Source organism: Agromyces agglutinans (assembly GCF_009647605.1).
Lineage (GTDB): Bacteria > Actinomycetota > Actinomycetes > Actinomycetales > Microbacteriaceae > Agromyces > Agromyces agglutinans.
The window spans coordinates 260,842-284,709 of the sequence record NZ_WJIF01000002.1 but is presented as its reverse complement, the minus strand read 5'-3'; the positions used below and the strand labels follow the sequence as shown (position 1 = coordinate 284,709).

The window sequence follows — 23,868 nt, the reverse complement described above, 5'->3', positions numbered from 1 at the left end:
GGCATGCTCGAACTCACCGGGATCACCAAGCGCTACGGCGACCGCCTCGCGCTCGACGACGTCACCTTCGCGGTCGGCGACGGCCGCCTCACCGGATTCGTCGGCGGCAACGGCGCCGGCAAGACCACGACCATGCGCATCGCGCTCGGCGTCCTGGCATCCGATGCCGGCACCGTCGCGATCGACGGCCGGCCCGTCGACGCGGCCGACCGCCGCCGCTTCGGCTACATGCCCGAGGAGCGCGGGCTCTACCCGAAGATGAAGCTCCTCGAGCAGACGGTCTATCTCGCGCGGCTGCACGGCTGGACTCCCGCGGCCGCGCGCCGCAACGCGACCGAGCTGCTCGAGCGCCTCGGCCTCGGCGAGCGGCTCAACGACACGGTCGAGTCGCTCTCACTGGGCAACCAGCAGCGCGCGCAGATCGCGGCGGCCCTCGTGCACCGGCCCGAGGTGCTCGTGCTCGACGAGCCGTTCTCGGGCCTCGACCCGATGGCCGTCGAGACCGTGCAGGCCGTACTCGCCGATGTCGCGGCCACCGGCGCGCCCGTGATCTTCTCGTCGCATCAGCTCGACGTGGTCGAACGCCTCTGCGACGACCTCGTGATCATCGCCGCCGGGCGCATCCGCGCGACCGGTTCGCGCGACGAGCTGCGCGAGCAGCACGGCTCGCAGCGCTGGGAACTGCTGACCTCCGGCGATGCGGGCTGGATCCGAGGCATCCCGGGCATCGACGTCGTCGGGTTCGACGGCGGCTGGGCGCTCTTCGAAGCCGATTCGGATGCCTCCCGCCGGGCCGTGCTCGCCGAGGCGGTGTCGCGCGGCGACGTCGTCAGCTTCACCCGCGAGCAGACCACGCTCGCCCAGATCTTCAAGGAGGTCGTGCAGTGAGCACGCAGACGCAGACCGAGCGGCGCGAGCCGCGCTTCGCCCACTCCGTCGGGCTCGTCGCCGGGCGCGAGATCTCGACCAAACTGCGCAGCAAGGCGTTCGTCATCTCCACGCTCGTGCTCATGGCCGGTGTGCTCGTGAGCGTCGTGCTGAGCTCGCTGTTCGGCGGCCAGGAGGGTCCGACGAAGGTCGCCGTCGTCGGCGCGGCATCCGAGGTCGTCGCGGCCGCACCGACGCTCGAGGGGGTGCCGGCCGACGATCTCGATGCCGCCGAGCAGCTCCTGCGCGATGGCGACGTCGACGCCGTCGTCGCACCGAGCGAGACCGTCGCCGCGGCGGGCATCGAGACCACCGCACCGGCGGAGGCCTCCGAACTCGCCGACCTCACCGTCATCGGGCTCGACCAGCAGCCGCAGGGCGTCATGGGCGCGCTCGCGGCGTACCCCTCGGCCGCCGTGCTCGACCCGGCTCCGGTCGACGCCGGCCTGGCCTACCTCGTCGCGTTCGGCTTCGGCATCGTGTTCTTCTTCGCCGCGCTCACATTCGGCTCCACGATCGCGCAGGCGGTCGTCGAGGAGAAGCAGACCCGCATCGTCGAGATCCTGCTCTCGACCGTCTCGGCCCGCGCCCTGCTCACGGGCAAGGTGCTCGGCAACGCCGCGCTCGCCCTCGGCCAGGTCGTCGCCATCGCGGTCATCGCGATCCTCGGCCTCGCCGTCACCGGGCAGCAGATCCTGCTCGGCGGACTCGGCATCTCGGTCGCCTGGTTCATCGTGTTCTTCGCGTTCGGCTTCCTGCTGCTGTCGGCGCTGTTCGCGGCGACGGCGGCCACCGTCTCCCGCGTCGAGGACGTCGGCTCGGTGACGATGCCGGTGATGATGCTCGTGATGATCCCCTACTTCCTGATCATCTTCTTCAACGACAATCCGACGGTGCTCGCGGTCATGAGCTACGTGCCGTTCTCAGCACCGGTCGGCATGCCGATGCGCATCTTCCTGGAGCAGGCCGCCTGGTGGGAGCCGCTGCTGTCGCTCGCGATCCTCATCGGCACGACGGCCGTCGCGCTGCTGATCGGCGACCGCATCTACCGCAATTCGCTGCTGCGCATGGGCGCCCGCGTTCCCTTCATGGAGGCGCTGCGCGGGCGGTGACCCGATCGCCGGACGCCGGGAGCTCGCGCGACTCGCGTGAGCTCCCAGTCGGCGGATGGGAGGATGGTCCGGTGACCGACCAGCTCCACGACACGACGTTCCGCGGCTTCGCCTCCGACAACTACTCCGGCGTGCACCCCGAGGTGCTCGAGGCGATCGCGGTCGCCAACGGCGGCCACCAGGTCGCCTACGGCGAGGACCACTACACCGAGCGCCTGCAGCAGGTGTTCGCGCAGCACTTCGGCGAGGGCGTCGAGGCGTTCCCGGTGTTCAACGGAACCGGCGCGAACGTCACGGGCCTGCAGTCGATGCTGCCGCGGTGGGGTGCCGTGATCTCGGCGAAGACGGCGCACATCAACTCCGACGAGGGCGGGGCGCCCGAGCGCGTCGCCGGCATCAAGCTGCTGACGGTCGAGGCCCCCGACGGCAAGCTCACCCCCGAGCTGATCGACCGAGAGGCCTGGGGCTGGGGCGACGAGCACCGCGCGCAGCCGCTCGTGGTCTCGATCACGCAGACCACCGAGCTCGGTACGGCCTACACGGCTGACGAGATCCGCGCCATCGCCGATCACGCGCACGAGCGCGGCATGCGGCTCCACCTCGACGGTGCGCGCCTCGCGAACGCGGCCGCGTCGCTCGGCCAGCCGCTGCGCGCCTTCACTCGCGACGCCGGCGTCGACGTGCTGAGCTTCGGCGGCACCAAGAACGGATGCCTCGGCGCCGAGGCGATCGTCGTGCTCGACCCCGAGGCATCCGATGGATTGAAGTACCTGCGCAAGCTCAACATGCAGCTCGCGTCGAAGATGCGGTTCGTGTCGGCGCAGCTGATCGCGCTGCTCGAGGGCGACCTGTGGCTGCGCAGCGCGTCGCACGCGAACGCGATGGCGCGGCGCCTGCGCGACGCGCTCGACGCCGGCATCGCCGCGGGGGAGCTGCCGGGGCTCGGGTTCACGCAGGAGACGCAGTCGAACGGCGTCTTCGCATCGCTGCCGGCGGGGGCAGCCGACCGGCTCCGCGACCGCGGGTTCAAGTTCTACGACTGGGATGCCTCGCGCGGCGAGGTGCGCTGGATGTGCTCGTTCGACACGAGCGAGGCCGACATCGACGCGTTCGTGGCGGGCATCCGCGAGGAGCTGCAGGGAGCGTAGCGGGGCTCGGATCCGGCGGGCGCGGCTCGGGCTTCTTCCTGCCTCTTCCGCTCTCCGGTTCTCCGCCCCTCGGCTCTCGGCTCTCGGCTCTCGGCTCTCGGCTCTCGGCTCTCGGGAGAGTCGTCCGCCCGCGAAGTCGGTTCCGAAGTGCCGGAGTTCCGGAGTACCGAAGTTCCGGCGAATCGCGAAGGGAACACCTCGCGCGGGCGCGCAGCGGTCTCCGGAATACACCCAGCTTCCATGCGTTGTAATGGGCTGGGACGACGGCGCCCCGGCAACCGTCACTCCGCACGAAGGAAGACCGCACCATGACGCTCGTCACCGACCTCACGTCCCGCAAGGCCGACACCACCGCGCCGCTGATCCACCCGCTCGTCGAGCGCTGGAGCCCTCGCGCCTACGACCCGGCCGCCGAGGTGTCGACCGACGTGCTGCGCACGATCCTCGAGGCGGCCCGCTGGGCGCCGTCGGCGAACAACACGCAGCCGTGGCGCTTCATCGTCGCCCGGCGCGGAAGCGATGCGTTCACCAAGATCCACGACGCGCTCATGGGCTTCAACCAGGCGTGGGCCGACTCGGCCGCGGTGCTCGTCGCGAACGTCGCCGAGACGGTCGACCCCGAGGGCAAGCCGCGCCCGTGGGCACGCTACGACCTCGGCCAGGCCGTCGCGCACCTGAGCGTGCAGGCCCAGCACGAGGGCCTGCACACCCACCAGATGGGCGGGTTCGAGGGCGACCGGCTGCGCGCCGCGTTCGACCTCGACGAACGGCTCGAGGTCGTCTCGGTCACCGCGATCGGCGTGCTCGGCGACGTCGACGCGCTGCCCGAGGCGCTCCGCGAGCGCGAGGTCGCCCCGCGCCAGCGCAAGCCGCTCGACGAACTCGTCATCGTCGGCGAGTAGCGCGAGACCCCCGGCGCCCCCGCTCCGAGGAGCGCAGGGCGCGCCGACCGGACCCCCGCGGCGCCGCCCGCGCCCGCCTCAGCCCAGCTCGTGCGTACGGTCGTCGATGCCCCACGGCGAGGCGTAGCCGACCGGCTCGGGCGCGGCGAGGAGCTCGAGGAACGGCTTCGCGTCGAACGCCTCGGGCCCGAGCACGCCCGCGCCCGACCAGGCGCCGGTCGCAAGCAGTTCGAGCGCGACGACCGGGTTGATCGCGGTCTGCCAGACGACGGCCTGCGAGCCGTCGCGGGCCATCGTCTCCTGGTTGTCGGCGACGTGGTAGAGGTACACGCGCTTCGGCGAGCCATCCTTCGCGCGCCCCGTCACGAGCACGCCGGCGCAGGTCTTGCCGTGCATCCGGTCGCCGAGGGTCGCCGGATCGGGCAGCACCGCCGCGACGACGTCACGCGGCGAGACGCGCACGCCCTTCACGTCGACCGGGTCGGTGCGGTCGAGCCCCAACTTGTGCAGCGTCTTCAGCACGTCGATGAACTCGTCGCCGAGGCCATACTTGAACGTCACGCGGCGAGCCTTCGTCCAGCGCGGCATCAGGAGCACCTCCTCGTGCTCGACGTTGACGCACTCGACGGGGCCGATGCCCTCGGGGAAGTCGAACACCTCGGGCTCGCTGAACGGCTCGGTCGTGTACCAGCCGCGGTCGCGCTCGAACACGACGGGCGGGTTCAGGCACTCCTCGATCGTCGTCCAGATCGAGAACGACGGGGCGAAGTCGTAGCCGTCGACCGTGAGGTTCGCACCGTCGCGCACGCCGAGCTCGTCGATCTCGTCGAACAGCTCGTCCTCGGCGTACCGGGCGAACACGTCGGAGAGGCCCGGTTCGACGCCGATTCCGCAGAGAGCGAGGATGCCCCGCTCGCGCAGCTCCTCGTCGCGCGCGAACTGCTCGTCGCCGAGCTTCACACCGGTCTCGGAGTACGGCCGCACGGGGTGCGGACGCGACAGGCTCATCGCCATGTCGAGGTAGGTCGCACCGGCGGCCGTCGTGCCCGTGAAGATCGGCATCACGAAGCGCGGGTCGACGGCGTTCAGCACGTGCGTGACGCCCTGCTCCACGATGAGCGCTGCGACCGCGTCGGCGTCGCTCGCGTCGATGCGGGCCGCGGTGAAGCGGGGGTCTCCGAGCTCGGCGACGAGGGCCTCGGGTCGCTTCGGGTCGTAGTCGGCGAGCAGGCACGACTCGAAGAAGTCGCGGCGCCTCGCGATGCGGGCGGCCGCGGCGCCGACGCCGCCGGTACCGATGATGAGGATGCGCATGGGTGGCCTTTCGAAGGTCGTATGGAGATCGATGGGTGTCGCGAGCGCGCCGGATGCCTCGGGCGCCGGCCTACTCGGGTGCGAGCACCTCGGTGTCGCGGTTGAGCGAGCGCTTCTGAAAGAAGTCCCGCGACGCGGGGAAGAGCGCCCACACGAACATCAGGACGACGCCCAGCACGAGGGATCCGACCCCGATCAGGAACGCGCTGCCGATGCCGGCGAGCTGCGAGTAACCGTAGTCGGGGTTCGCCATGTCGATCGCCGACTGCACGAACGCCCACGCCATGAACACGCCGCCGATGAGCGGGAACACGAAGCGGTACAGCGCGTGTCGCCAGGTGTCGAAGAGGTTGCGACGGAAGTACCAGATGCACGCGAAGCTCGCGATGCCGTAGAAGAACGCGATGGCCAGGCCGATCGAGAGCACCGAGTCGGCGAGCACGCTCGTGGAGACGAAGTTCATGCCCGCGTAGTAGACGATCGCCACCACGCCGATCAGCGTCGTCGAGAAGGTCGGCGTCTTCGAGGACGCGTGCACGTTCGCGAAGCGAGCCGGCAGGGCCTTGTAGATCCCCATGGCGAACGTGCCGCGCGCCGTCGGGAGGATCGTCGTCTGCGAGGACGACAGGGCCGAGACCGCGACGGCGATCACAAGGAACCACCCGAGCGGCCCCATCGCCATGCCCGCGAGGCCCGAGAAGACGTCGTCGGCGTGCTCCTCGTTCGCCAGCCCCGCGCCGGAGTCGCCGACGCCCGCGTACATCATGGCGACGACCGTGACCCCGACGTAGGTGACCAGCAGCAGCACGGTCGAGAGCATCGCGGCCCGGCCGGGCGTGCGACGGGGGTCCTTCGTCTCCTCAGTGAGCGCGAGGCAGGTGTCCCAGCCCCAGTAGATGAACAGGGCGAGCAGGATCGCCTGGACCATGCCGGTGCCGTCGGCCAGGAACGGGTTGAACCAGTCGACCGAGACGGCGGTCGGGTCGGGTGCGTTGCCCGTGAAGTAGCCGACGAGGCATCCGATCACGAAGGCGGCCATCGCGAGGTACTGGATCGCGAGCAGCACCTGCTGCATGCGTTCGCCGATCTCGACCCCGCGCAGCGACACCCACGTCATGACCGCGATGATGAGGCATCCGAAGACCGTCACGATCACCCGGTTGTCGGCGAGCGATCCGTCGCCGATCAGGCCGAGCAGGTAGATCGACGCGATCTCGGAGAGGTTCGCCATGACGAGCACGCCGGCGACGGCGATGCTCCAGCCGGCCATCCACCCGGTGCGCGGGCCGAAGGCCTTCGTCGCCCAGGTGAACACCGTGCCGCAGTCGGGCACGTCGTTGTTGAGCTCGCGGTAGGCGAACGCCGTGAACAGCATCGGCACGAACGCGAGGATGAACGCGACCGGCGCCTGCGCGCCGACGGCGATGACGACGTAGCCGAGCGTCGCGGCCAGCGAGAAGAGCGGAGCGGTCGAGGCGACGCCGATGACCGTCGAGCCCCAGAGGCCGAGCTTGCCGATCGCGAGGCCCTTGGTGGGCGGGTTCGAGGCGTGGTCGAGGGTGGTCGCCGGAGCGCTTGCCTGGGAGGAGTTCGTCACTGTGCTGCTCGCCATCGAGAAGTGGGTGGTGGGTCCGAGCAGCGTAGCAGAAGACCGACCGTTTGGTCGGTCGGTCGCATCGGCGTACCTGCGCCGGCCGCCTCGGCGAGCGCGCGTCGGTGGAGGTCAGCCCTGCGGCGACCCGGCCCGCATCGCGTCGAGCGCCTGCACCAGCTCCTCCACGTGCGACGTGGCGAGCAGTTCGTCGTCGGCGCCCGTGGACATGAGCGCGTTGTGGTTCACACCGTCGCCGACGAGCAGCACCATGCGCGCGAGCGCGGGGTCGCCCGTCGCGGCGACGAGCGCGTCGATCCAGTCGGTGCGGCACGCGCGCAGCACCTCGAGCGCCGCCTCGTCGCCCGTCTGCGCGATGCGGTACGCCGCCTCGATGAGCCGCTCGAGCTCGCTGTCGCGATCGAGCGACGAGACGAGGTAGTAGCGCACCGGACCCTCGGGCGCCTCGCGGAGCCGCTCGGCGTCGCGGCGGGCCTGCGCGCGCAGCTCGGCGAACAGCGCGACCCGAAGCGCCCGCATCGACGCGAAGTGGTGCAGCGTGCCCGACTTCGACAGCCCCGCCCGGCCGGCCAGCGCCTCGAGCGTGGCGCCGCCGAGTCCCTTCTCGACGACGAGGTCGACGTACGCCGTGAGGACTCGCGCGGCCTGGCCGTCAAGGGTGATCATCCCGACATCGTACGAGGCGCCGCGGCGCGGTGCCGCGGCACGCGGCGCTGGGGCGACGGGGACCGCAGCTACGGCCGCAGCAGCACCTTGATCGCCCGGCGCTCGTCCATCGCGGCGTACGCCTCGGCGACGTCGGCGAGCGGCAGCTCGAGGTCGAACACGCGCCCGGGCGAGATCGCGCCCGACCGCACGTCGGGCAGCAGCTCCTCGATGTAGCCGCGCACGGGCGCGACACCGCCGTTGACGCCGACGTTCGTGTTGAACAGGCGTCGCACGGGCAGCTCGGGCCCGCCGTTCGGCACGCCGACGTACCCGACCATGCCGCCGGGGCGGGCCGAGCGCAGCGCCTGGTCCATCGACTCCTTGGTGCCGACGCACTCGAGCACGCAATCGGCGCCGATGCCGCCGGTGATCTCGCGCACGGCGGTCACGCCGAGGTCGCCGCGATCGGCGACGATGTGCGTCGCTCCGAACTCGCGGGCGAGATCCTGCCGGTCGCGGTGCCGCGACATCGCGATGACGGTGGATGCCCCGAGCCGGCGAGCCGCGATCACGGCGCACAGGCCGACCGCACCGTCGCCGACGACCGCGACCGTGCTGCCCTCGCGGACGCCCGCAGACACGGCCGCGTGGTGGCCGGTGCCCATGACGTCGGCGAGCGTGAGCAGCCCCGGGATCTCGTCGTCGGCCACGGGGCCGGGCACGACGACGAGCGTGCCGTCGGCCAGCGGCACGCGCACGCGCTCGCCCTGCGCGCCGTCGGCGAAACCGCCGAACCGGTCGTCGCCGCCCCACCAGCTGCCGTGCAGGCACGAGGTCGAGACCCCGTTGCGGCAGTTCACGCACGTGTTGTCGCAGACGTAGAAGGGGGCGATCACGAAGTCGCCGACCTGCACGAGGTCGACCTCGTCGCCGACCGCCTCGACGACGCCGACGAACTCGTGCCCGATGCGGTGCGGCTCGGCGGTCGGCGTGATGCCGCGGTACGGCCACAGGTCTGAGCCGCAGACGCAGGCGGCGACGACGCGCACGATGGCGTCGCGCCCACCGGCGAGCACCGGGTCGGGGACCTCGTCGAGTCGGATGTCACGGGCGGCGTGGATGACGGTCGCGAGCATGACCCAGAGCCTACGCCGCGCGCCCCGCGTCGCGCCGGTCGAACGCCGACGTCACCAGCCGGTGGAGTGGCGAGACGAGGAACAGCACGCACATGGCCCAGTAGCCGATCGCCGGCACCGCGATCGCCACGGCGAGCGCGGTGAGGTACAGCGCGATCACGATCGAGTCTGCGAGGATGCCGCTGCGAAGCTCCCCGGGGGCGAACCGGTGCAACTCGCGGTGCCGGGAGAGGTGCACGCGGATCACCACCATCACGACCGCCGTCGCGATCAGGCTGCCGATGTAGACGACCTTCTGCAGGGTGTCGGTCGGCATGGAGCCGAGCATCGCCGTCGGCACGGGCAGCCAGACGATCGTGAACATCCAGAGCACGCTGAGCGACATCAGCGCCGGGCTCACGTACTCGACCCTCGCGAGCACGCGGTGGTTCGTGAACCAGGCGTTGGCGATCAGCACGAAGCTCAGGGCGAAGCTCACGATCTGGCCGTACTCCTCGACGAAGAAGTCGGCGACGCCGCGCCCTTCGCCGCCGAGGTCGGTGACGCTCTCGACGAGCGGCAGGACCAGCAGCGTCATCGCGATCGCGACGACGCCGTCGGTGAACGCCTTCAGGCGCTCGGCCGACGTGCGCCCGGCCGACGGCGTGGCATCCGACATGCCCGCAGGGTACCGAACGTCACACGTGCGGCACGAAGGCCTGCCAGGCGAGCCGCTTCTCGCGGCGCGGGTCGTGCTCGACGCGGTCGACCGCGTCGAACACGAGCGTGCGCCGCTCGCGCTCGTCGTATCGGGGCCAACCCTCGAGCGGCGAGCCGGTCGCGGCGAGCGCGGCCCAGTGCGCCTGCATCCGCCGCCCGACCGAACGGAACATGCCGCGCCCGCCGAGCAGCGTCAGGGCGGTGCCGACGGGGGTGTCGAACTTCTCGAACAGCGCGAACAGCTCGAGCCCGTGCGTCGCGTCGAGGCCCAGCAGGCGCGCCGTGCGCGGCGCCGCGTCGAACCGGTAGAACCACGTGGGCGCGTACCGCGAGTGCCGTTCGCCGACCTTCACGCTCGGATACCAGAACGTGAAGTCGCCCGCGAAGTCGGCGGCCGGCCGCCGCTCGGGAAGCCCGGGGTACTGCCGCTTGATCGCCTTGCGCGCCTTCTTGCGCGTGTTCGCGAAGATCGCCCGGATGCGGGGCTTCGTCGTCGGCAGGATGTCGATACGGCCCTCGAACAGCGACCCCTCCCGATCGTTCGTGCCGATGATCAGCGGCACCCGGTGGGCGAACCCGTCGCGGAACGCGTCGAGCGGACGCATCGGCAGGAAGTCGCCGTCGATCACCGGCGCGAGCGCGATCGTGCCCGGATGCTCGTCGGGCGTGCGCACGGTCAGCGTCGTCGTCGCCGCCGCCAGCTGCATCGGATCGGCGGCCGAGAGCATGGCCGAGGCATCCTCTCGCGATTCGCTGTCGAGGTCGTCGTCGTCGACGACCCGGCTCAGCAGGTGCACGTACTCGCGCGCCCACTCGCCCGCCGTCTCCGGCAGGTACACCGCGTTCGGCGGCGAGCTCTGCGCGATGGCGCGCGCGAACAGGCCCTCGGCCGCGGGCACGGTCATCAGGGTCGTCACCGCGTTGCCGCCGGCCGACTCACCGAACAGGGTCACCCGGTCGGCGTCGCCGCCGAACCGCGCGATCTCGCGGCGCACCCACTCGAGCGCGGCGACCTGGTCGCGGAGGCCGACGTTGGCCTCGAACGGATGCCCCGGCCGCGAGTACGCGCGCAGGTCGAGCCATCCGAGCGCGCCGAGCCGGTAGTTGCAGCTCACGTACACGATGCCGTGCGAGCGCGCGAGCCGCTCGCCCTGGCGCGGATACTCGCCCGACGAGCCCACGCTGTAGGCGCCGCCGTGCAGGAACAGCATGACGGGCCATCCGGCTGCCGGCTGCTCGCCGTCGGGCGCGATGACGTTGATGCTCAGGCAGTCCTCGCTGCGCGGAAGGTGCGGGGCCGCCCCGATGAACTGCCCCCGCCGGTGCTGCGGCGCGACCGGGCCGAAGCGCGACGCGTCGCGCACATCGCCCCACCCTTCGGCCGGCCGCGGCGCGCGGAAGCGCCCGTCGCCCGCCGTCGATGCGGCGTACGGGATGCCCCGCCAGCGGCGCACACCGTTCGCACGGACGCCGCGCACGGCGCCGGTCGTCGTCTCGACCACGAGATCGCGGTCGACGCGGATGCCTCCCCCGAGCAGCATGGCGGCAGGGTAGCGCGTGGGGGTGAACACTCGGCGGGTGTCGGAGGCATCGGGCAGACTCTTCCGAGTGACCGGCATGCGTACCTTCTGGCGAGCCCTCCCGACCGAGGGCCGCTGGCTGCTCTCGACCGTCGCCATCCAGACCCTCGGGCGCGGGCTGACGCTGCCGTTCACGATCATCTACCTGCACGAGGTGCGCGGCTTCGACCTCGGGCTCTCGGGCGTCCTGATGAGCCTGATCGCCGTCACGGGGCTCATCGTCACCGGCCCGGGCGGCACGCTGATCGACCGTTTCGGGGCCCGCGTCGTACTGCTCACCGGGCTCGTCGCCATGATCGTCGGCTGCACGATGCTCGCGTTCGCGACCGACCCGGCCGTGGCCGCGGTCGCACTCGTGCTGATCGGCGTGAACTTCGGCGTCTCGTGGCCCGGCTTCAACGCCCTCATCGCCTCGGTCGTCGAGGGCGACCTGCGCCAGCAGTACTTCGGCGTGAACTTCGCGCTCATCAACCTCGGCATCGGGGTCGGCGGCATCGTCGGCGGGTTCTACGTCGACGTGCACGAGCCCGAGACGTTCACCACGATCTTCCTGATCGACGCGGCCTCGAGCCTCATCCCCATGGCCCTGCTGCTCGGGCCGCTGCGGCACGTGCGCACGCACGTCGAGTCGACCGAGGCCGACCCGCCCGCCGAGGGATACCGGCAGATCCTGCGCCGGCCGGCGGTGCTCTGGGTGACCCTGCTCACCTTCATCGCCATGTTCATCGGCTACGGGCAGATGGAGGCCGGCTTCCCGGCCTACGCGCGCCAGGTCGCCGAGGTCGACACGCGGGTGATCGGCTTCGCGTTCGCGGTGAACACGGCGGTCATCGTGCTGCTCCAGTTCACGGTGCTGAAGCTCATCCGCGGGCATCGGCGCACGCGCGTGATGCAAGTGATGGCGCTGGTCTGGGCGATCTCGTGGCTCGTGCTCGGCGCGGCCGGCCTGCTGCCCGACACGGTCGTCGCCGTCATCGGCGTGCTCGCGTTCATGGGCATCTTCGCCTTCGGCGAGACGATGCTGCAGCCCACCGTGCCGGCCGTGTACAACGACCTCGCATCCGATCGCAGCCGCGGCCGATACAACGCGATCAACGCGGCGGCGTTCCAAGGCGGCGCGATCACCGGCCCGATCGCCGCAGGCCTGCTCCTCGACCAGGGACTCGGCGGATGGTTCATCGCGGTCATGGTCGCCGGGTGCGCGGGCATCGCCGTGCTGGCCCTCGCGCTCGAGCGTCGCATCACGCCCTCGGTGAACGGCGTGCCGGTCGCGGCCGGCGAAGCGGCCGACTGAGCCGAGGCGATCCCTGCTCGGACTCCGCTGAGTTCCGGCCGAGCACGCAGACGAGCCGCTTGGAGGGGGCGCGTGTCCGTCCCGGAGCCGGGAGAAAGGTATCCGGCGGATACTCGGATACCGAGTCCCAGACGACGCGGTCGACGGCGCGGCGTGCCAGGGCGGCGCATCACCGATCCGATCGCCGCGAGCTCAGTGGTAGCGCGGATGCCTCGCGCCCGGCGCGTCCCCTACGGTGGGCCGCGGCTCCCAAGGCAGTGAGCCGAGCGGCCCTACCCGCTGCGCCCTCGACAAGGAGCAGCTGATGCAGCGAAGCACACGATTCACGGCGGTGGCGGCGGCGCTCGCGGCGGCCGCGCTGGCGATGGTCCCGATCCCCGCCTCAGCGGCGCCGAACGCGCTCGTCGAGCACTGGGACGAGGCGAGCTCGGGCCTCGCACAGGAGGACTTCGGCCCGGGCTGGTGCGAGGACGTGGTCGACTTCGAGGTCGCCTACGAGCTCCAGGAGTCGGGCAACGCCGTCTTCCGCCGGCGCGGCGACGGCAATTACGCCGGCCAGTCGACCCACCACTTCACCGGCAGGTTCACGAACACCGAGACCGGACGGTACGTGACGATCTCCTCCTCCGGCATCAACAAGGACCAGGACGTCACCGACAACGGCGACGGCACGGTGACGATCACCGTGCACGACCAGGGCCACACGCTCATCAAGAGCGATCACGGCAAGAACATCGTGAGCATCGGCCGGCAGTACTCGTACTTCGTCGTCGTCGATCACAACGGCACGCCCGGCGACTACTCCGACGACACGCTGGAGTTCGAGAGCGACCCGACCAAGGTCGTCGGCAACGACCACGCCTGGGACTTCTGCGAGATCCTCGCCGACCACACCGTGTGACGCCGGTCGCGGCATCCGCTCATCACCGGGTGAACGGATGCCGCGCCGTCGCGCCTACTCGACGATCTCCGCGTCGATGACGTCGTCGGGCCCCGCCGGGCCCGCACCCGAGGCATCCGCCCGGCCCGAGGCATCCGCGTCGCCCGACGCACCGCGACCGGCGACCGGTTCGCCGCGCGTGACGGCGAGCGCCTCGCCGTCGGGCGCGAGGCCGACCACGACCGCGTCGCCGTCGCGGATCTCGCCGGCGAGCAGCGCCCGCGCGAGCCGGTCGTCGATCTCCTTCTGCATGAGCCGGCGCAGCGGCCGCGCGCCGTAGAGCGGGTCGTACCCGCGCTCGGCCAGCCAGGCGCGCGCGTCGGGCGTGACGCCGAGCTCGAGCCGGCGCTCGTGCAACCGCGCCGACAGCCGGTCGACGTAGAGGTTCACGATCTCGGCGAGCTCGTGCTCGCTGAGCGCCGAGAACACGACGAGGTCGTCGAGCCGGTTCACGAACTCGGGCTTGAACGACTGGCGCACGGCCTGCATGACGGCCTGCTCCTTCTCGTCCCACGACAGGGTCGGGTCGATGAGGTACTGCGAGCCGAGGTTCGAGGTGAGGATCATGATGACGTTGCGGAAGTCGACCGTTCGACCCTGGCCGTCGGTCAGGCGCCCGTCGTCGAGCACCTGCAGCAGCACGTCGAAGACCTCGGGGTGCGCCTTCTCGACCTCGTCGAACAGTACGACGCTGTACGGGCGACGGCGCACCGCCTCGGTGAGCTGCCCGCCCTGGTCGTAGCCGACGTACCCCGGAGGCGCGCCGACCAGCCGCGACACCGAGAACTTCTCGCCGTACTCCGACATGTCGATGCGCACCATGGCGCGCTCGTCGTCGAAGAGGAACTCGGCGAGCGCCTTGGCGAGCTCGGTCTTGCCGACGCCGGTCGGCCCGAGGAACAGGAACGAGCCGGTCGGCCGGTTCGGGTCGCTGAGGCCCGCACGCGACCGGCGCACCGCGTCGGCGACCGCCGCGACGGCGCGCTTCTGGCCGATGAGCCGCCGGCCGAGCTCGGCCTCGAGGTGCAGCAGCTTCTCGGTCTCGCCCTGCATGAGGCGGCCGACCGGGATGCCGGTCCACGCCGAGATCACGGCCGCGATGTCCTCGTCGGTGACCTGCTCGTTCACCATGCGCGGTTCGGCGGGCGCGGCCTCTGCCTGCTCGGCGGCGACGATGTCGCGCTGCAGCTGCGCGATCGTCTCGTACTCGAGCTTCGACGCCTTCGCGTAGTCGCCCGCGCGCAGCGCGAGGTCGCGCTGCGTGATCGCCTCGTCGAGCCGTTTCTTGAGGTCGCCGACGCGGTTGAGGCCCTGGCGCTCGCGCGCCCAGCGCTCCTCGAGGCCGGCGAGCTCGCGCTCCTTGCCGACGAGGGCCTCGCGCAGCTTCGCGAGCCGCTCCTTCGAGGCGTCGTCCTTCTCGCGCTTGAGGGCGAGCTCCTCGAGCCGCATACGGTCGACCTCGCGCTTGAGCTGGTCGATCTCGACGGGCGAGGAGTCGATCTCCATCTTGAGCCGCGACATGGCCTCGTCGATGAGGTCGATGGCCTTGTCGGGCAGCTGCCGGGCGGTGATGTACCGGTTCGAGAGGGATGCCGCGGCGACGAGCGCGGCATCCGTGATGGTGACGCCGTGGTGCGCCTCGTAGCGGCCCTTGAGCCCGCGGAGGATCGCGATCGTGTCCTCCACGGACGGCTCGCCGACGTACACCTGCTGGAAGCGGCGCTCGAGCGCGGCGTCCTTCTCGATGTACTCGCGGTACTCGTCGAGGGTGGTCGCCCCGATCAGGTGCAGTTCGCCGCGCGCGAGCATGGGCTTCAGCATGTTGGATGCCGCGACCGAGCCCTCGCCGCCACCGGCACCCATGAGCAGGTGCAGCTCGTCGACGAACGTGATGATCTCGCCCTCGGCCTCGTTGATCTCCTTCAGCACGGCCTTCAGGCGCTCCTCGAACTGGCCGCGGTACATCGCGCCCGCGACGAGCGCGGAGATGTCGAGCGAGATGAGGCGCTTGCCCTTGAGGGACTCGGCGACGTCGCCGGCCACGATGCGCTGGGCGAGGCCCTCGACGACGGCGGTCTTGCCGACGCCGGGCTCGCCGATGAGCACGGGGTTGTTCTTGGTGCGCCGGGTCAGCACCTGGCTGACGCGGCGGATCTCCGCGTCACGGCCGACGACCGGGTCGAGCTTGCCCGACTTCGCGAGGTCGGTCAGGTCGACGCCGTACTGTTCGAGCGCCGACTTCTGCTCCTCCTGCGAGCTCGGCGCGCCCTGCATGTTGGCCACGGTCATCCCTTCTTCAAAACTTGAGCCTACAAGACTCAACTTTACGAAGCGGGCGAGTATTCCGGCGCGTTCCGCCGGCGCCATCCCCCGCTGATCACGGTAGACGGATGCCTCGGCCACCGCCAGCGTCTCGGAATAGCACCCGGCGAACCCACGTTCGACCTGACGTGCGCAGCTTCGGAACCCTCTCGTTCGGTCACTACGGCCCGCTCGGCGGCGGCCGCGAGCTGTCGGCCGCCGACTCGATGCTGCAGGCCATCGACCTCGCCCAGGGCATGGACGACCTGGGCGTCAATGGCGCGTACTTCCGCGTCCACCACTTCGCGCGCCAGCAGGCCTCGCCCATGCCGCTGCTCGCGGCGATCGCGGCCCGCACCGAGCGCATCGAGGTCGGCACGGGCGTCGTCGACATGCGCTACGAGAACCCGCTGCACCTCGCCGAGGAGGCGGCCGCGGTCGACCTCATCTCGGGCGGGCGACTCGCGCTCGGCGTGAGCCGCGGCTCACCCGAGGCCGTCGTGCGCGGCTATGAGGCGTTCGGCTACACGGGGTCGCAGGACCCGCGCGGGGCCGACCTCGCGCGCGACCACTTCGACCGGTTCCTGCGCGCGATCGAGGGCGAGGGCCTCGCGGAACGGGATGCCTCGTCGCCGTTCGGCGGCGGGCACGGGATGCAGCGCATCGAGCCCCACTCGCCGGGCCTCCGCTCCCGCATCTGGTGGGGCGCCGGCAATCGCGAGTCCGCCGAATGGGCGGGCCGCGTCGGCGTCAACCTGATGTCGTCGACCCTCCTCACCGAGGACCGGGGCATCCCGTTCGACGAGCTGCAGGCGCAGCAGATCGAGGCGTTCCGCGCGGCCTGGCGCGAAGCCGGCCACGCGGGCGAGCCGCGCGTGTCGGTGAGCCGCTCGATCTTCCCGATCACGACGGCAGAAGACGAACTGTACTTCGGCGGCCGGCAGGACGCCGACGGCGTCGGCATGATCGACGGCCTGCGCTCGACGTTCGGCAAGACCTACGCGGGCACGCCCGACAAGCTCGTCGAGCAGCTCGCGCGCGACGCCGCGATCCGCTCGGCCGACACGCTCATGCTGACCATCCCGAGCCAGCTCGGCGTCGCCTTCAACCTGCGGCTCGTGACCGCGTTCGCCGAGCACGTCGCGCCGAGCCTGGGCTGGGAGCCGACGCGCGGCTGAGCCTGCGAGGCTGGAGTCTCGACGACCGACAGGGAGCCCATGCAGAAGCGCACCAAGATCCTGACCGCCTCGATCGTCGCCGGAGTGCTCGTGCTCGGCGCGACCGCCGCCATCGCCGGGCCGATCATCTACCGCGACCTGATCGTCGGCGAGGCCGATGCCGCGCCGAGCGTCACCGCGGCGCCCTCGGCATCGGCTCCGGGCGACGGTTCCGCGTCGGCCGAGGCGGGCGATCTCTCTGGCACCTGGGCGGTCGGCGCCGGCTCGTTCGCCGGCTACCGCGTCGACGAGGTGCTCAACGGCACGGATGTCACGGTCGTCGGCCGTACCGAGCAGGTCACCGGCACGCTCGAGGTCGAGGGGTTGTCGCTCACCGCGGCCGAGATCACGGTCGACGTCGCCTCCATCGAGACCGACTCCGGCAATCGCGACGACTACTTCCGTGACACCGCGATGCGGGTCGACGAGTTCCCGACCGCGACATTCGTGCTGACCGAGGCCGTCACCACGTCGACCGCGCCGGTCGCCGGCGAGGTGCAGACCGTGCAGGCGACCGGGGAGCTCACCCTCGCGGGCACCACGCGCGAGGTCACCGTCGAACTCGAGGCCGTGTTCGACGGCGAGGGCGGCCAGGTCGCCGGGAGCATCCCCGTGACGTTCGCCGACTTCGGCGTCGAGGCGCCGAACCTCGGCTTCGTCTCGGTCGAGCCCGACGGGTTCGTCGAGATCTCGCTGCGCGTCGAACGGGAATAACGACCGCGCGCCGCCCGGTTGGGCCTGAGAGAATCGAAGCGAAAGGGAGGGCGCATGCCGCTGCAGGGAGAGTACGCACCGAGCACGTCGGAGTGGGCGCGCAAGCAGGCCGAGGCGTTCGAGGCATCCGACGGTGCCGAGGCGAACACGCTTCGAGGCAAGCCGATCATCGTGCTGACCACGGTGGGGGCGAAGTCGGGCAAGCTGCGCAAGACCGCGCTCATGCGCGTCGAGCACGACGGCGAGTACGTCGTGGTGGCGTCGAAGGGCGGCGCGCCGGAGCATCCGAAGTGGTACTGGAACCTCGTCGCTCACCCCGAGGTCGAGCTGCAGGACGGCGACGAGAAGCACGACTACGTGGCCCGCGAGCTCGACGGCGACGAGCGCGCGACCTGGTGGGCACGTGCGGTCGAGGCCTGGCCCGACTACGCGAACTACCAGACGAAGACCGACCGGCTGATCCCGCTGTTCCTGCTCACGCGCACCGGAGCCTGAGCGCGACGGCGGGTCGCCCCGGCGGGCGACGGAGCGGCCCCCGACCCTGGAGGGCGCGCGCCCTCACAGCCGCCGCATCGTGAACGCCGCGGCCAGCGCGCCGCGCATCGGCGGCACGGCGAGCACACGGACGGCCGCATTGCGCGCGTGCAGTCGCATGCCCGTGATCGGCGCGCCCATCGCCATGTTGAACGCGGCCTGCCGCATCGCGCGGATCGCGGCCCGGCGACGTGCCGCGGCGTAGGCGTCGAACGCCTCGTGCGGGGCCGCCGAGGCACCTCCGGCGAGGGCCGCGGCGAGGGCCCGGTCGAGGTGCACAGCGTCGAGCCAGCCGAGGTTCATGCCCTGCCCGCCGATGGGGCTGATCTCGTGCGCGGCGTCGCCGACCAGGGCGATCCGTCCCTCGGCGAAGCGATCGGCGAGCCGCTGGCGCGCGGTGAAGGCGGCCGGCCGATCCATGGCGTCGGCCTCGAGGTCGACGCCGACGCGCGCGGCGGCGATGGTCGCGATCGTTCGCGGTTCGAGCACGGCGGGCGCGCGGCGCACCCGAGCGACCCACCGGCGCCGCCCGCCGGGCAGGGGGAACGACTCGACCACGCCGGCCGGCTCGAAGTGGAGGCGGGCGAGGTCGCCGTCGTCCGAAGCATCCACTGTGTCGACCATCACGTATTCGCCCGTGCCGCGCCGCGCACGCACCTCGATGGAGAGCGCCTCGCGCACCGTACTGCGGATGCCGTCGGCGCCGACGACGTACGCGGCCGCGATGGCCGCATCGCCGTCGACGAACACCTCGGCGTGGGTGCCGCGATCTCGGACACCGGTCACCCGGATGCCGCGCCGGAGCGCGCTGGGAGCGACCTCCGCGAGGCGCGCCGCGAGCAGCGCTTCGGTGTCGCGCTGCGGCAGCGAGCGGATGGGCTCGCCGTGGAATCGCATGGTGCCGAGCACCGCTCCTTCGCACAGCACGACGCCGCTGCGGATCGGTACGGATGCCTCCCGCACGGCGGCACCGACGCCCGCCGCGTCGAGCGCACGCAGCCCGGGCGGGTGGATGCCGATGGCCCGGGTGCGCTCGCCCGGTGTTTCGCGCCGCTCGAGCACGACGACATCGAGTCCGCGACGCGCGAGCAGGCAGCCGAGCAGCAGGCCCACCGCGCCGGCGCCGACGATCGCGACGTCGTGGTGCGCGGTCGGCGATCCGCCGCCCACGCGCACGCGGTTCATGTGCGGGGCTCCGGCGTTCACGGGCGCGGCTCCGGCCTCCACACGACCTCGAGACGCGACGGGAACGCGCGGCGCACCCGCCACCCCCGGGGCAGCAGGACGGCGAGTTCGCGCGCCGTGAAGCTGCGACGGATGGAGGTGAGCCCGTCGGGCCGGATGTACGTGCCGCGCAGGAGCGACCACTCGAACGGCCACGTACCCGCGGCGAACCCGGCGTAGCCCCACCGGGTCCGCGCGATGTCGCCGTGCACGGCCACGCCGCCGGGCGCCACGAGCCGCTCGGAGTCGGCGAGCAGCCGCCCGAACTCACGCCCGTCGAGGTGGTGCAGCACGTGGTTGGAGAGCACCACGCCGAACCGCTCGCCGGCGTCGGCCAGCACCGACGTCGCGACCCGACGCAGCTCGAGGCCCGGCACCGGGTCGCGCTCCTGCTGTGCGCGCGCGGCATCGATCGCCCGGGAGTCGGGATCGATGCCGACGACCTCGAGCCGCAGATCCTCGGCGGCGGCCCAGCGCAGCAGGCGCCTCGGCAGGTCGGCCGCGCCCGTGCCGACATCGAGGACGCGCGTGCGCCACACGGGCGAGAGCCTCGGCCGCACCCACCGCTCGTAGGTCTCGCGATGGCCTGAGACGATCGCGTTCACGAGCTCGAACCGCGCGTACGTGCGCGCGATGGCCTCGGGGTCTGCATCGGGGTCGTCCATGAGCTCACGGGCGTCGCCGTCGCGCGCCGCGAGCGAGCGCAGATCGCCGACGATCGACACCGGTCAGCCCCGGACGGTGAGCAGCGCCGTCTCGACGGTCAGGCCCGGCCCGAACGCCATCGCCGCGACGAGGTCGCCGTCGGCCGCAGCGGGGTCGTCGAGGATGCGGCGCAGCACGAACAGCACCGTCGCGCTCGACATGTTGCCGAACTCGCGCAGCGTCTCGCGCGCGGGGTCGAGCTGGGTCTCGCCGAGCCCGAGGCGGGCCTCGACCTTGTCGAGGATGCTCCGCCCGCCCGGGTGGATCGCCCAGTGCTCGATCGCGTCACCCGCGGCGTCGTTCGCCAGCGCTTCGGCCAGGGTCGGTTCGCCCTCGAACAGCGGCTCGAGCGCACCCGTGATGTGCTCCCCGATGATCGACGGCACGGCGTTCGAGAGCACCATCTCGAACCCGTGGTCGCCGATGCGCCACGCCATGTCGCCCTCGCCGTTCGGCGTGATGCGCGTCGAGAAGCGGTCGAGGTCGAACGCCCGCTCACCCGGTTCGAGTGGCCGCGCGGTGACGATGCCGGCGCCCGCGCCGTCGGCGAACAGCGACGTCGCGACGATCGTGTCGGGGTCGTTCGACGTGCGCAGGTGCAGCGTGCACAGCTCGACGCTCACCACGAGCACGACGGCCGAGGCATCCGCTTCGCAGAGCTGGCGCGCGAGACGCAGCGCGGGCAGCGACGCGTAACAGCCCATGAATCCGAGGTGGTAGCGCTGCACCCCGGCCGGCAGGCCGAGGTCGCGTGCCAGCTGGAAGTCGGGCCCCGGCGCGTAGAAGCCGGTGCAGCTGACCGTGATGACGTGCGTGACATCGGATGCCTCGATGCCGGGCGTCGCGTCGAGCGCGGCTCCCCCCGCCTCGAGGTAGAGCGCCGCGGCATGCTCGGCGTACCGCTCGTTGCGCACCTTCGTGCCGGGCATGAGCAGCTCGCCGCTGGCCTGGTCGTAGAAGACCGGGTCACCGGCGTCGGCACGCGGCGCGGTCGTGAGCTCGTCGACGACCGTGCGGCGGGTCTCGATGCCCGAGACGCTGAACGCCGTGGTGACGAGCCGCTGGGCGAGCCGGGTGAGGCCCGGCTGCCCGGCGAACACGTCGCGTGCCTCGTGCTGCACGAGCACGGTCGGCGGCACCGCCGTCGAGAGTCCGCGCAGTGCGATCGTCACGTCAGCCGAGCAGCTTCGCCTTGGCCGCCGCGAACTCCTCGTCGCTGAGCAGGCCCTGCGCCTTCAGGTCGCCGAGCTTCTGGAGTTCGGCCACGACATCGGTGCCGCCCGCCGCTGGGGCCGGCGCGGCCTGGGCCGCCGCCTGCTGCTGGGCGTACGCCTGCTGCTGGGCCGCCGCCTGCTGCTGGGCGTACGCCTGCTGCTGGGCCGCGGCCTGCTGCTGCTCGTAGGCCTGGGCCTCCTGCTGCTGTTCGGCCCGACCCTGCTGGCGTCGCGCGACGTTGCCAGAGACGGCCGTGGCCGTGCCGGCGACGACTGCGGTCCGCGCGGCCATGCCGATGAGCCCCGGACGCCCGACTCTCCTGAATCCCGGCATGCCTACTCCCCTTCCGCTTCGGCCAGCACCGCGTTGACGACCGGCGCGGGAATGCGCTCGGTCTGCAGCACGACGCCGCCCGACTGGTTGAACCGAGATGCGAGCTTCTTCGCCCACACCAACTCGACCGCGAGCACCGCCGCCGAGGTTCCCGGGGGAATCGACTCCGCGAACTCGGCCAGGTCTTCCTCGCCGACGATGCCGCTCGCCTCGAGCGAGAGCTCGGTCACGTCGATCTCATCGCCGAGGTCTTCGACCTCGGTCACTTCGAGATCGCCGTTCTCGGCCCGCGAGACGATCAGCAGGTCGATCAACCGGATGTCGCCGGCGTCGACCAACTCGGCGAGCGCCTCGATAGTGCCCGGATCGATCCGGTCCCCCTCGAAGCCCACCAGATAGAGCTCGACCGGCCCGTATTCGAAGTCCGCCATGGATTCCCCCTCTCCCCGGTTCGACCCTAGCCGCCGGGGATCGGCGGCACCAGAGCCGATTGCGGCGGCTCGCCATCGTTTCCGACCGGGGCTTGAGTCGCGGCATCCCGTGACCCTATGATGCTCAGGAAAACGCTTTCTCGGAGCGGACGCCGGGAAGCCCAGGTCGTTCGGCGACCCGTCTCGGGCATGCACCCACGTCTGCCCGGACTCGCTGGACGAGTGCTCCACTCAACGATGAGAAGGAACGAAAGCATGACACGCACCCACGTCCGCCGTACCATCGCGACCGCATCAGCGGGCGCCCTCGTCGCCGCGCTGGGGGTGATGGGATTCGCGCTGCCCGCCGCGAACGCGGCCACCGGCAGCGCCACCGGCTTCGCGACGCAGAACGGCGGCACGACCGGCGGCGCGGGCGGCCAGACCGTCCGCGCGACCACCGGCACCCAGATCCACGCGGCGCTCTGCAACCGCGCGAGCACCTCGACCCCGATCACCATCCAGGTCGAGGGCACCATCAACCACGGCAACACCGCGAAGGTGTCGGGACCGGGCTGCAGCACCGCGGACGGGGTGATCGAGCTCAAGGACATCTCGAACGTGTCGATCGTCGGCGTCGGCGCCGGAGCCCTGTTCGACCAGATCGGCATCCACATCCGCGGATCCGAGAACATCATCATCCAGAACGTGCACGTGCGGAACGTCAAGAAGTCGGGCTCGCCGACCTCGAACGGCGGCGACGCGATCGGCATGGAGAGCGGCGTGCGCAATGTGTGGGTCGATCACGCGACGCTCGAGGCCTCGGGCGGCGAGTCGGAGGGCTACGACGGCCTCTTCGACATGAAGGCCGACACGAAGTACGTGACCCTCTCGTACAGCGTGCTCAAGAACTCCGGGCGCGGCGGGCTCATCGGCTCGAGCGAGAGCGACCTGTCGAACGGGTTCGTGACGTTCCACCACAACCGCTACGAGAACATCGACTCGCGCGCGCCCCTGCTCCGCGGCGGCATCGCACACATCTACAACAACCACTACGTGAGCCTGAACGAGTCCGGCATCAACTCGCGCGCCGGCGCCAAGGCGAAGGTCGACCACAACTACTTCGAGGACTCGAAGGACGTGCTGGGCACCTTCTACACGGATGCCGCCGGGTACTGGCAGGTCAACGGCAACATCTTCGACAACGTCACCTGGTCGGCGCGCAGCGGCGACAACCAGCCGGCGGGGCCGAACCCGGTGTCGACCACGACCGTGTCGATCCCCTACTCGTTCACCCTCGACGGCGCGTCCTGCGTGCCGGCGATCGTCGCGGCCACCGCGGGAGCGAACCGCGGGCTGAAGGTCTCCGACGGCTCGTGCACGCCGCAGAACCCCGAACCCACGACCCCGCCCACCACGCCCCCGACCACCCCGCCCACGACTCCTCCGACCACGCCGCCCACCACGCCTCCGACGGGCACCAACCTGAGCCTCGGCGCCAGCGCCGACGGCTCGGGCAAGGCGAGCGGCACGAGCTACGGCAGCGCCATCGACGGGTCGATGAGCACGTACTGGTCGCCGTCATCGTCGACGGGTCGCATCTCCGTCAAGTGGGATGCCGCGAAGACGGTGTCCTCGATCGTCATCCGCGAGGCCGCCGGCGCGGTCGGCAACATCGGCGCGTGGCGGGTCGTGAACCACGACACCGGTGCGGTGCTGAAGACCGGCACCGGTGCGGGCACCATCACGTTCCCGGCGACGACGCTGGACAAGATCGACTTCGAGATCACGAGCTCGACCGGCACCCCGCGGGTCGCCGAGTTCGAGACGTACGCAGGCTAGGAACCCGAATCCGCCCGACTCGCACCCCTCCGTCCCGAACGTCCGCCGGGGCGGAGGGGTG

At 71.4% G+C, this 23,868-nt stretch carries 22 protein-coding genes; 10 read left to right on the top strand and 12 right to left on the bottom strand.

Going from position 1 to position 23,868, the window contains the following annotated elements:
• The first annotated feature begins 3 nt into the window (after positions 1-3).
• From GE115_RS04525 to GE115_RS04510, 4 genes are all read left to right on the top strand, one after another.
• Positions 4-888 (top strand): ABC transporter ATP-binding protein, encoded by an 885-nt coding sequence (locus GE115_RS04525; protein ID WP_153683596.1) that lies wholly within the window; start codon positions 4-6, stop codon positions 886-888.
• The gene (locus tag GE115_RS04520; RefSeq protein ID WP_312854897.1) at positions 885-2,039 is read left to right on the top strand and encodes an ABC transporter permease; all 1,155 of its coding nucleotides are present in this window, start codon (positions 885-887) and stop codon (positions 2,037-2,039) included. Before GE115_RS04525 ends, GE115_RS04520 begins: the two co-directional genes overlap by 4 nt.
• Before the next feature lie 71 nt (positions 2,040-2,110).
• Complete coding sequence (locus tag GE115_RS04515; protein ID WP_312854896.1) at positions 2,111-3,187, top strand: threonine aldolase family protein; 1,077 nt, start codon at positions 2,111-2,113, stop codon at positions 3,185-3,187.
• Positions 3,188-3,495: 308 nt separating this feature from the next.
• A complete protein-coding gene (locus GE115_RS04510) occupies positions 3,496-4,089 on the top strand; it encodes a nitroreductase family protein (RefSeq protein ID WP_153683595.1) in 594 nt (197 codons plus the stop codon).
• Positions 4,090-4,167: 78 nt separating this feature from the next.
• Here GE115_RS04510 and GE115_RS04505 read toward each other — a convergent pair whose 3' ends face one another.
• The 6 genes from GE115_RS04505 to GE115_RS04480 form a co-directional block, all read right to left on the bottom strand.
• Positions 4,168-5,403 carry a saccharopine dehydrogenase family protein gene (locus GE115_RS04505; protein WP_153683594.1) on the bottom strand — a complete coding sequence of 412 codons (1,236 nt, stop codon included), beginning with the start codon at positions 5,401-5,403 and terminating at the stop codon, positions 4,168-4,170.
• A 70-nt stretch (positions 5,404-5,473) separates the two neighbouring features.
• Positions 5,474-7,015: an APC family permease gene (locus tag GE115_RS04500; protein WP_153683593.1), complete on the bottom strand. Its 1,542-nt coding sequence runs from the start codon at positions 7,013-7,015 to the stop codon at positions 5,474-5,476.
• Positions 7,016-7,126: 111 nt separating this feature from the next.
• Positions 7,127-7,681 carry a TetR family transcriptional regulator gene (locus GE115_RS04495; RefSeq protein WP_153683592.1) on the bottom strand — a complete coding sequence of 185 codons (555 nt, stop codon included), beginning with the start codon at positions 7,679-7,681 and terminating at the stop codon, positions 7,127-7,129.
• A gap of 68 nt (positions 7,682-7,749) precedes the next feature.
• Positions 7,750-8,799 carry a zinc-dependent alcohol dehydrogenase family protein gene (locus GE115_RS04490; protein ID WP_153683591.1) on the bottom strand — a complete coding sequence of 350 codons (1,050 nt, stop codon included), beginning with the start codon at positions 8,797-8,799 and terminating at the stop codon, positions 7,750-7,752.
• A gap of 10 nt (positions 8,800-8,809) precedes the next feature.
• Positions 8,810-9,457 (bottom strand): TMEM175 family protein, encoded by a 648-nt coding sequence (locus GE115_RS04485; RefSeq protein WP_153683590.1) that lies wholly within the window; start codon positions 9,455-9,457, stop codon positions 8,810-8,812.
• A gap of 19 nt (positions 9,458-9,476) precedes the next feature.
• Positions 9,477-11,039, bottom strand: a complete 1,563-nt coding sequence (locus GE115_RS04480; RefSeq protein ID WP_153683589.1) for a carboxylesterase/lipase family protein — start codon at positions 11,037-11,039, stop codon at positions 9,477-9,479.
• Between the two features lie 76 nt (positions 11,040-11,115).
• On the opposite strand from GE115_RS04480, the gene GE115_RS04475 reads away from it, so the two are divergent.
• Both GE115_RS04475 and GE115_RS04470 read left to right on the top strand, forming a co-directional pair.
• On the top strand, positions 11,116-12,372 hold the full coding sequence (locus GE115_RS04475; protein ID WP_153683906.1) for an MFS transporter: 1,257 nt from the start codon (positions 11,116-11,118) through the stop codon (positions 12,370-12,372).
• A gap of 304 nt (positions 12,373-12,676) precedes the next feature.
• Entirely contained in the window at positions 12,677-13,273 is a 597-nt protein-coding gene (locus tag GE115_RS04470) for a hypothetical protein (RefSeq protein WP_153683588.1), read from the top strand.
• Between the two features lie 54 nt (positions 13,274-13,327).
• Here GE115_RS04470 and GE115_RS04465 read toward each other — a convergent pair whose 3' ends face one another.
• The gene (locus tag GE115_RS04465; protein ID WP_216648749.1) at positions 13,328-15,601 is read right to left on the bottom strand and encodes an ATP-dependent Clp protease ATP-binding subunit; all 2,274 of its coding nucleotides are present in this window, start codon (positions 15,599-15,601) and stop codon (positions 13,328-13,330) included.
• Between the two features lie 161 nt (positions 15,602-15,762).
• Between GE115_RS04465 and GE115_RS04460 the strand changes: the two genes are divergently transcribed.
• Genes GE115_RS04460 through GE115_RS04450 form a run of 3 tightly spaced genes read left to right on the top strand, consistent with a single transcriptional unit; the run spans position 15,763 to position 18,039 of the window.
• Entirely contained in the window at positions 15,763-16,791 is a 1,029-nt protein-coding gene (locus GE115_RS04460) for an LLM class flavin-dependent oxidoreductase (protein ID WP_312854895.1), read from the top strand.
• A gap of 39 nt (positions 16,792-16,830) precedes the next feature.
• Complete coding sequence (locus tag GE115_RS04455; RefSeq protein ID WP_153683586.1) at positions 16,831-17,544, top strand: YceI family protein; 714 nt, start codon at positions 16,831-16,833, stop codon at positions 17,542-17,544.
• Between the two features lie 54 nt (positions 17,545-17,598).
• Positions 17,599-18,039 (top strand): nitroreductase family deazaflavin-dependent oxidoreductase, encoded by a 441-nt coding sequence (locus GE115_RS04450; RefSeq protein WP_153683585.1) that lies wholly within the window; start codon positions 17,599-17,601, stop codon positions 18,037-18,039.
• A 63-nt stretch (positions 18,040-18,102) separates the two neighbouring features.
• Here the strand turns inward: GE115_RS04450 and GE115_RS04445 are convergent, their stop codons facing one another.
• Genes GE115_RS04445 through GE115_RS04425 form a run of 5 tightly spaced genes read right to left on the bottom strand, consistent with a single transcriptional unit; the run spans position 18,103 to position 21,986 of the window.
• Positions 18,103-19,284, bottom strand: coding sequence for an FAD-dependent oxidoreductase (locus GE115_RS04445; protein ID WP_153683584.1), 1,182 nt, complete (start codon positions 19,282-19,284; stop codon positions 18,103-18,105).
• Positions 19,281-20,027, bottom strand: a complete 747-nt coding sequence (locus tag GE115_RS04440; RefSeq protein WP_312854894.1) for a methyltransferase domain-containing protein — start codon at positions 20,025-20,027, stop codon at positions 19,281-19,283. Before GE115_RS04440 ends, GE115_RS04445 begins: the two co-directional genes overlap by 4 nt.
• Positions 20,028-20,030: 3 nt before the next feature.
• Positions 20,031-21,179 (bottom strand): type III polyketide synthase, encoded by a 1,149-nt coding sequence (locus GE115_RS04435; protein WP_312854893.1) that lies wholly within the window; start codon positions 21,177-21,179, stop codon positions 20,031-20,033.
• A 1-nt stretch (position 21,180) separates the two neighbouring features.
• Positions 21,181-21,513 (bottom strand): SHOCT domain-containing protein, encoded by a 333-nt coding sequence (locus GE115_RS04430; protein ID WP_246190539.1) that lies wholly within the window; start codon positions 21,511-21,513, stop codon positions 21,181-21,183.
• Positions 21,514-21,557: 44 nt separating this feature from the next.
• Positions 21,558-21,986: a DUF6325 family protein gene (locus GE115_RS04425; protein WP_153683582.1), complete on the bottom strand. Its 429-nt coding sequence runs from the start codon at positions 21,984-21,986 to the stop codon at positions 21,558-21,560.
• 255 nt (positions 21,987-22,241) lie between these two features.
• Here GE115_RS04425 and GE115_RS04420 point away from each other — a divergent pair, with 255 nt between their 5' ends.
• Positions 22,242-23,807 (top strand): pectate lyase family protein, encoded by a 1,566-nt coding sequence (locus GE115_RS04420; RefSeq protein ID WP_153683581.1) that lies wholly within the window; start codon positions 22,242-22,244, stop codon positions 23,805-23,807.
• Positions 23,808-23,868 lie beyond the last annotated feature (61 nt).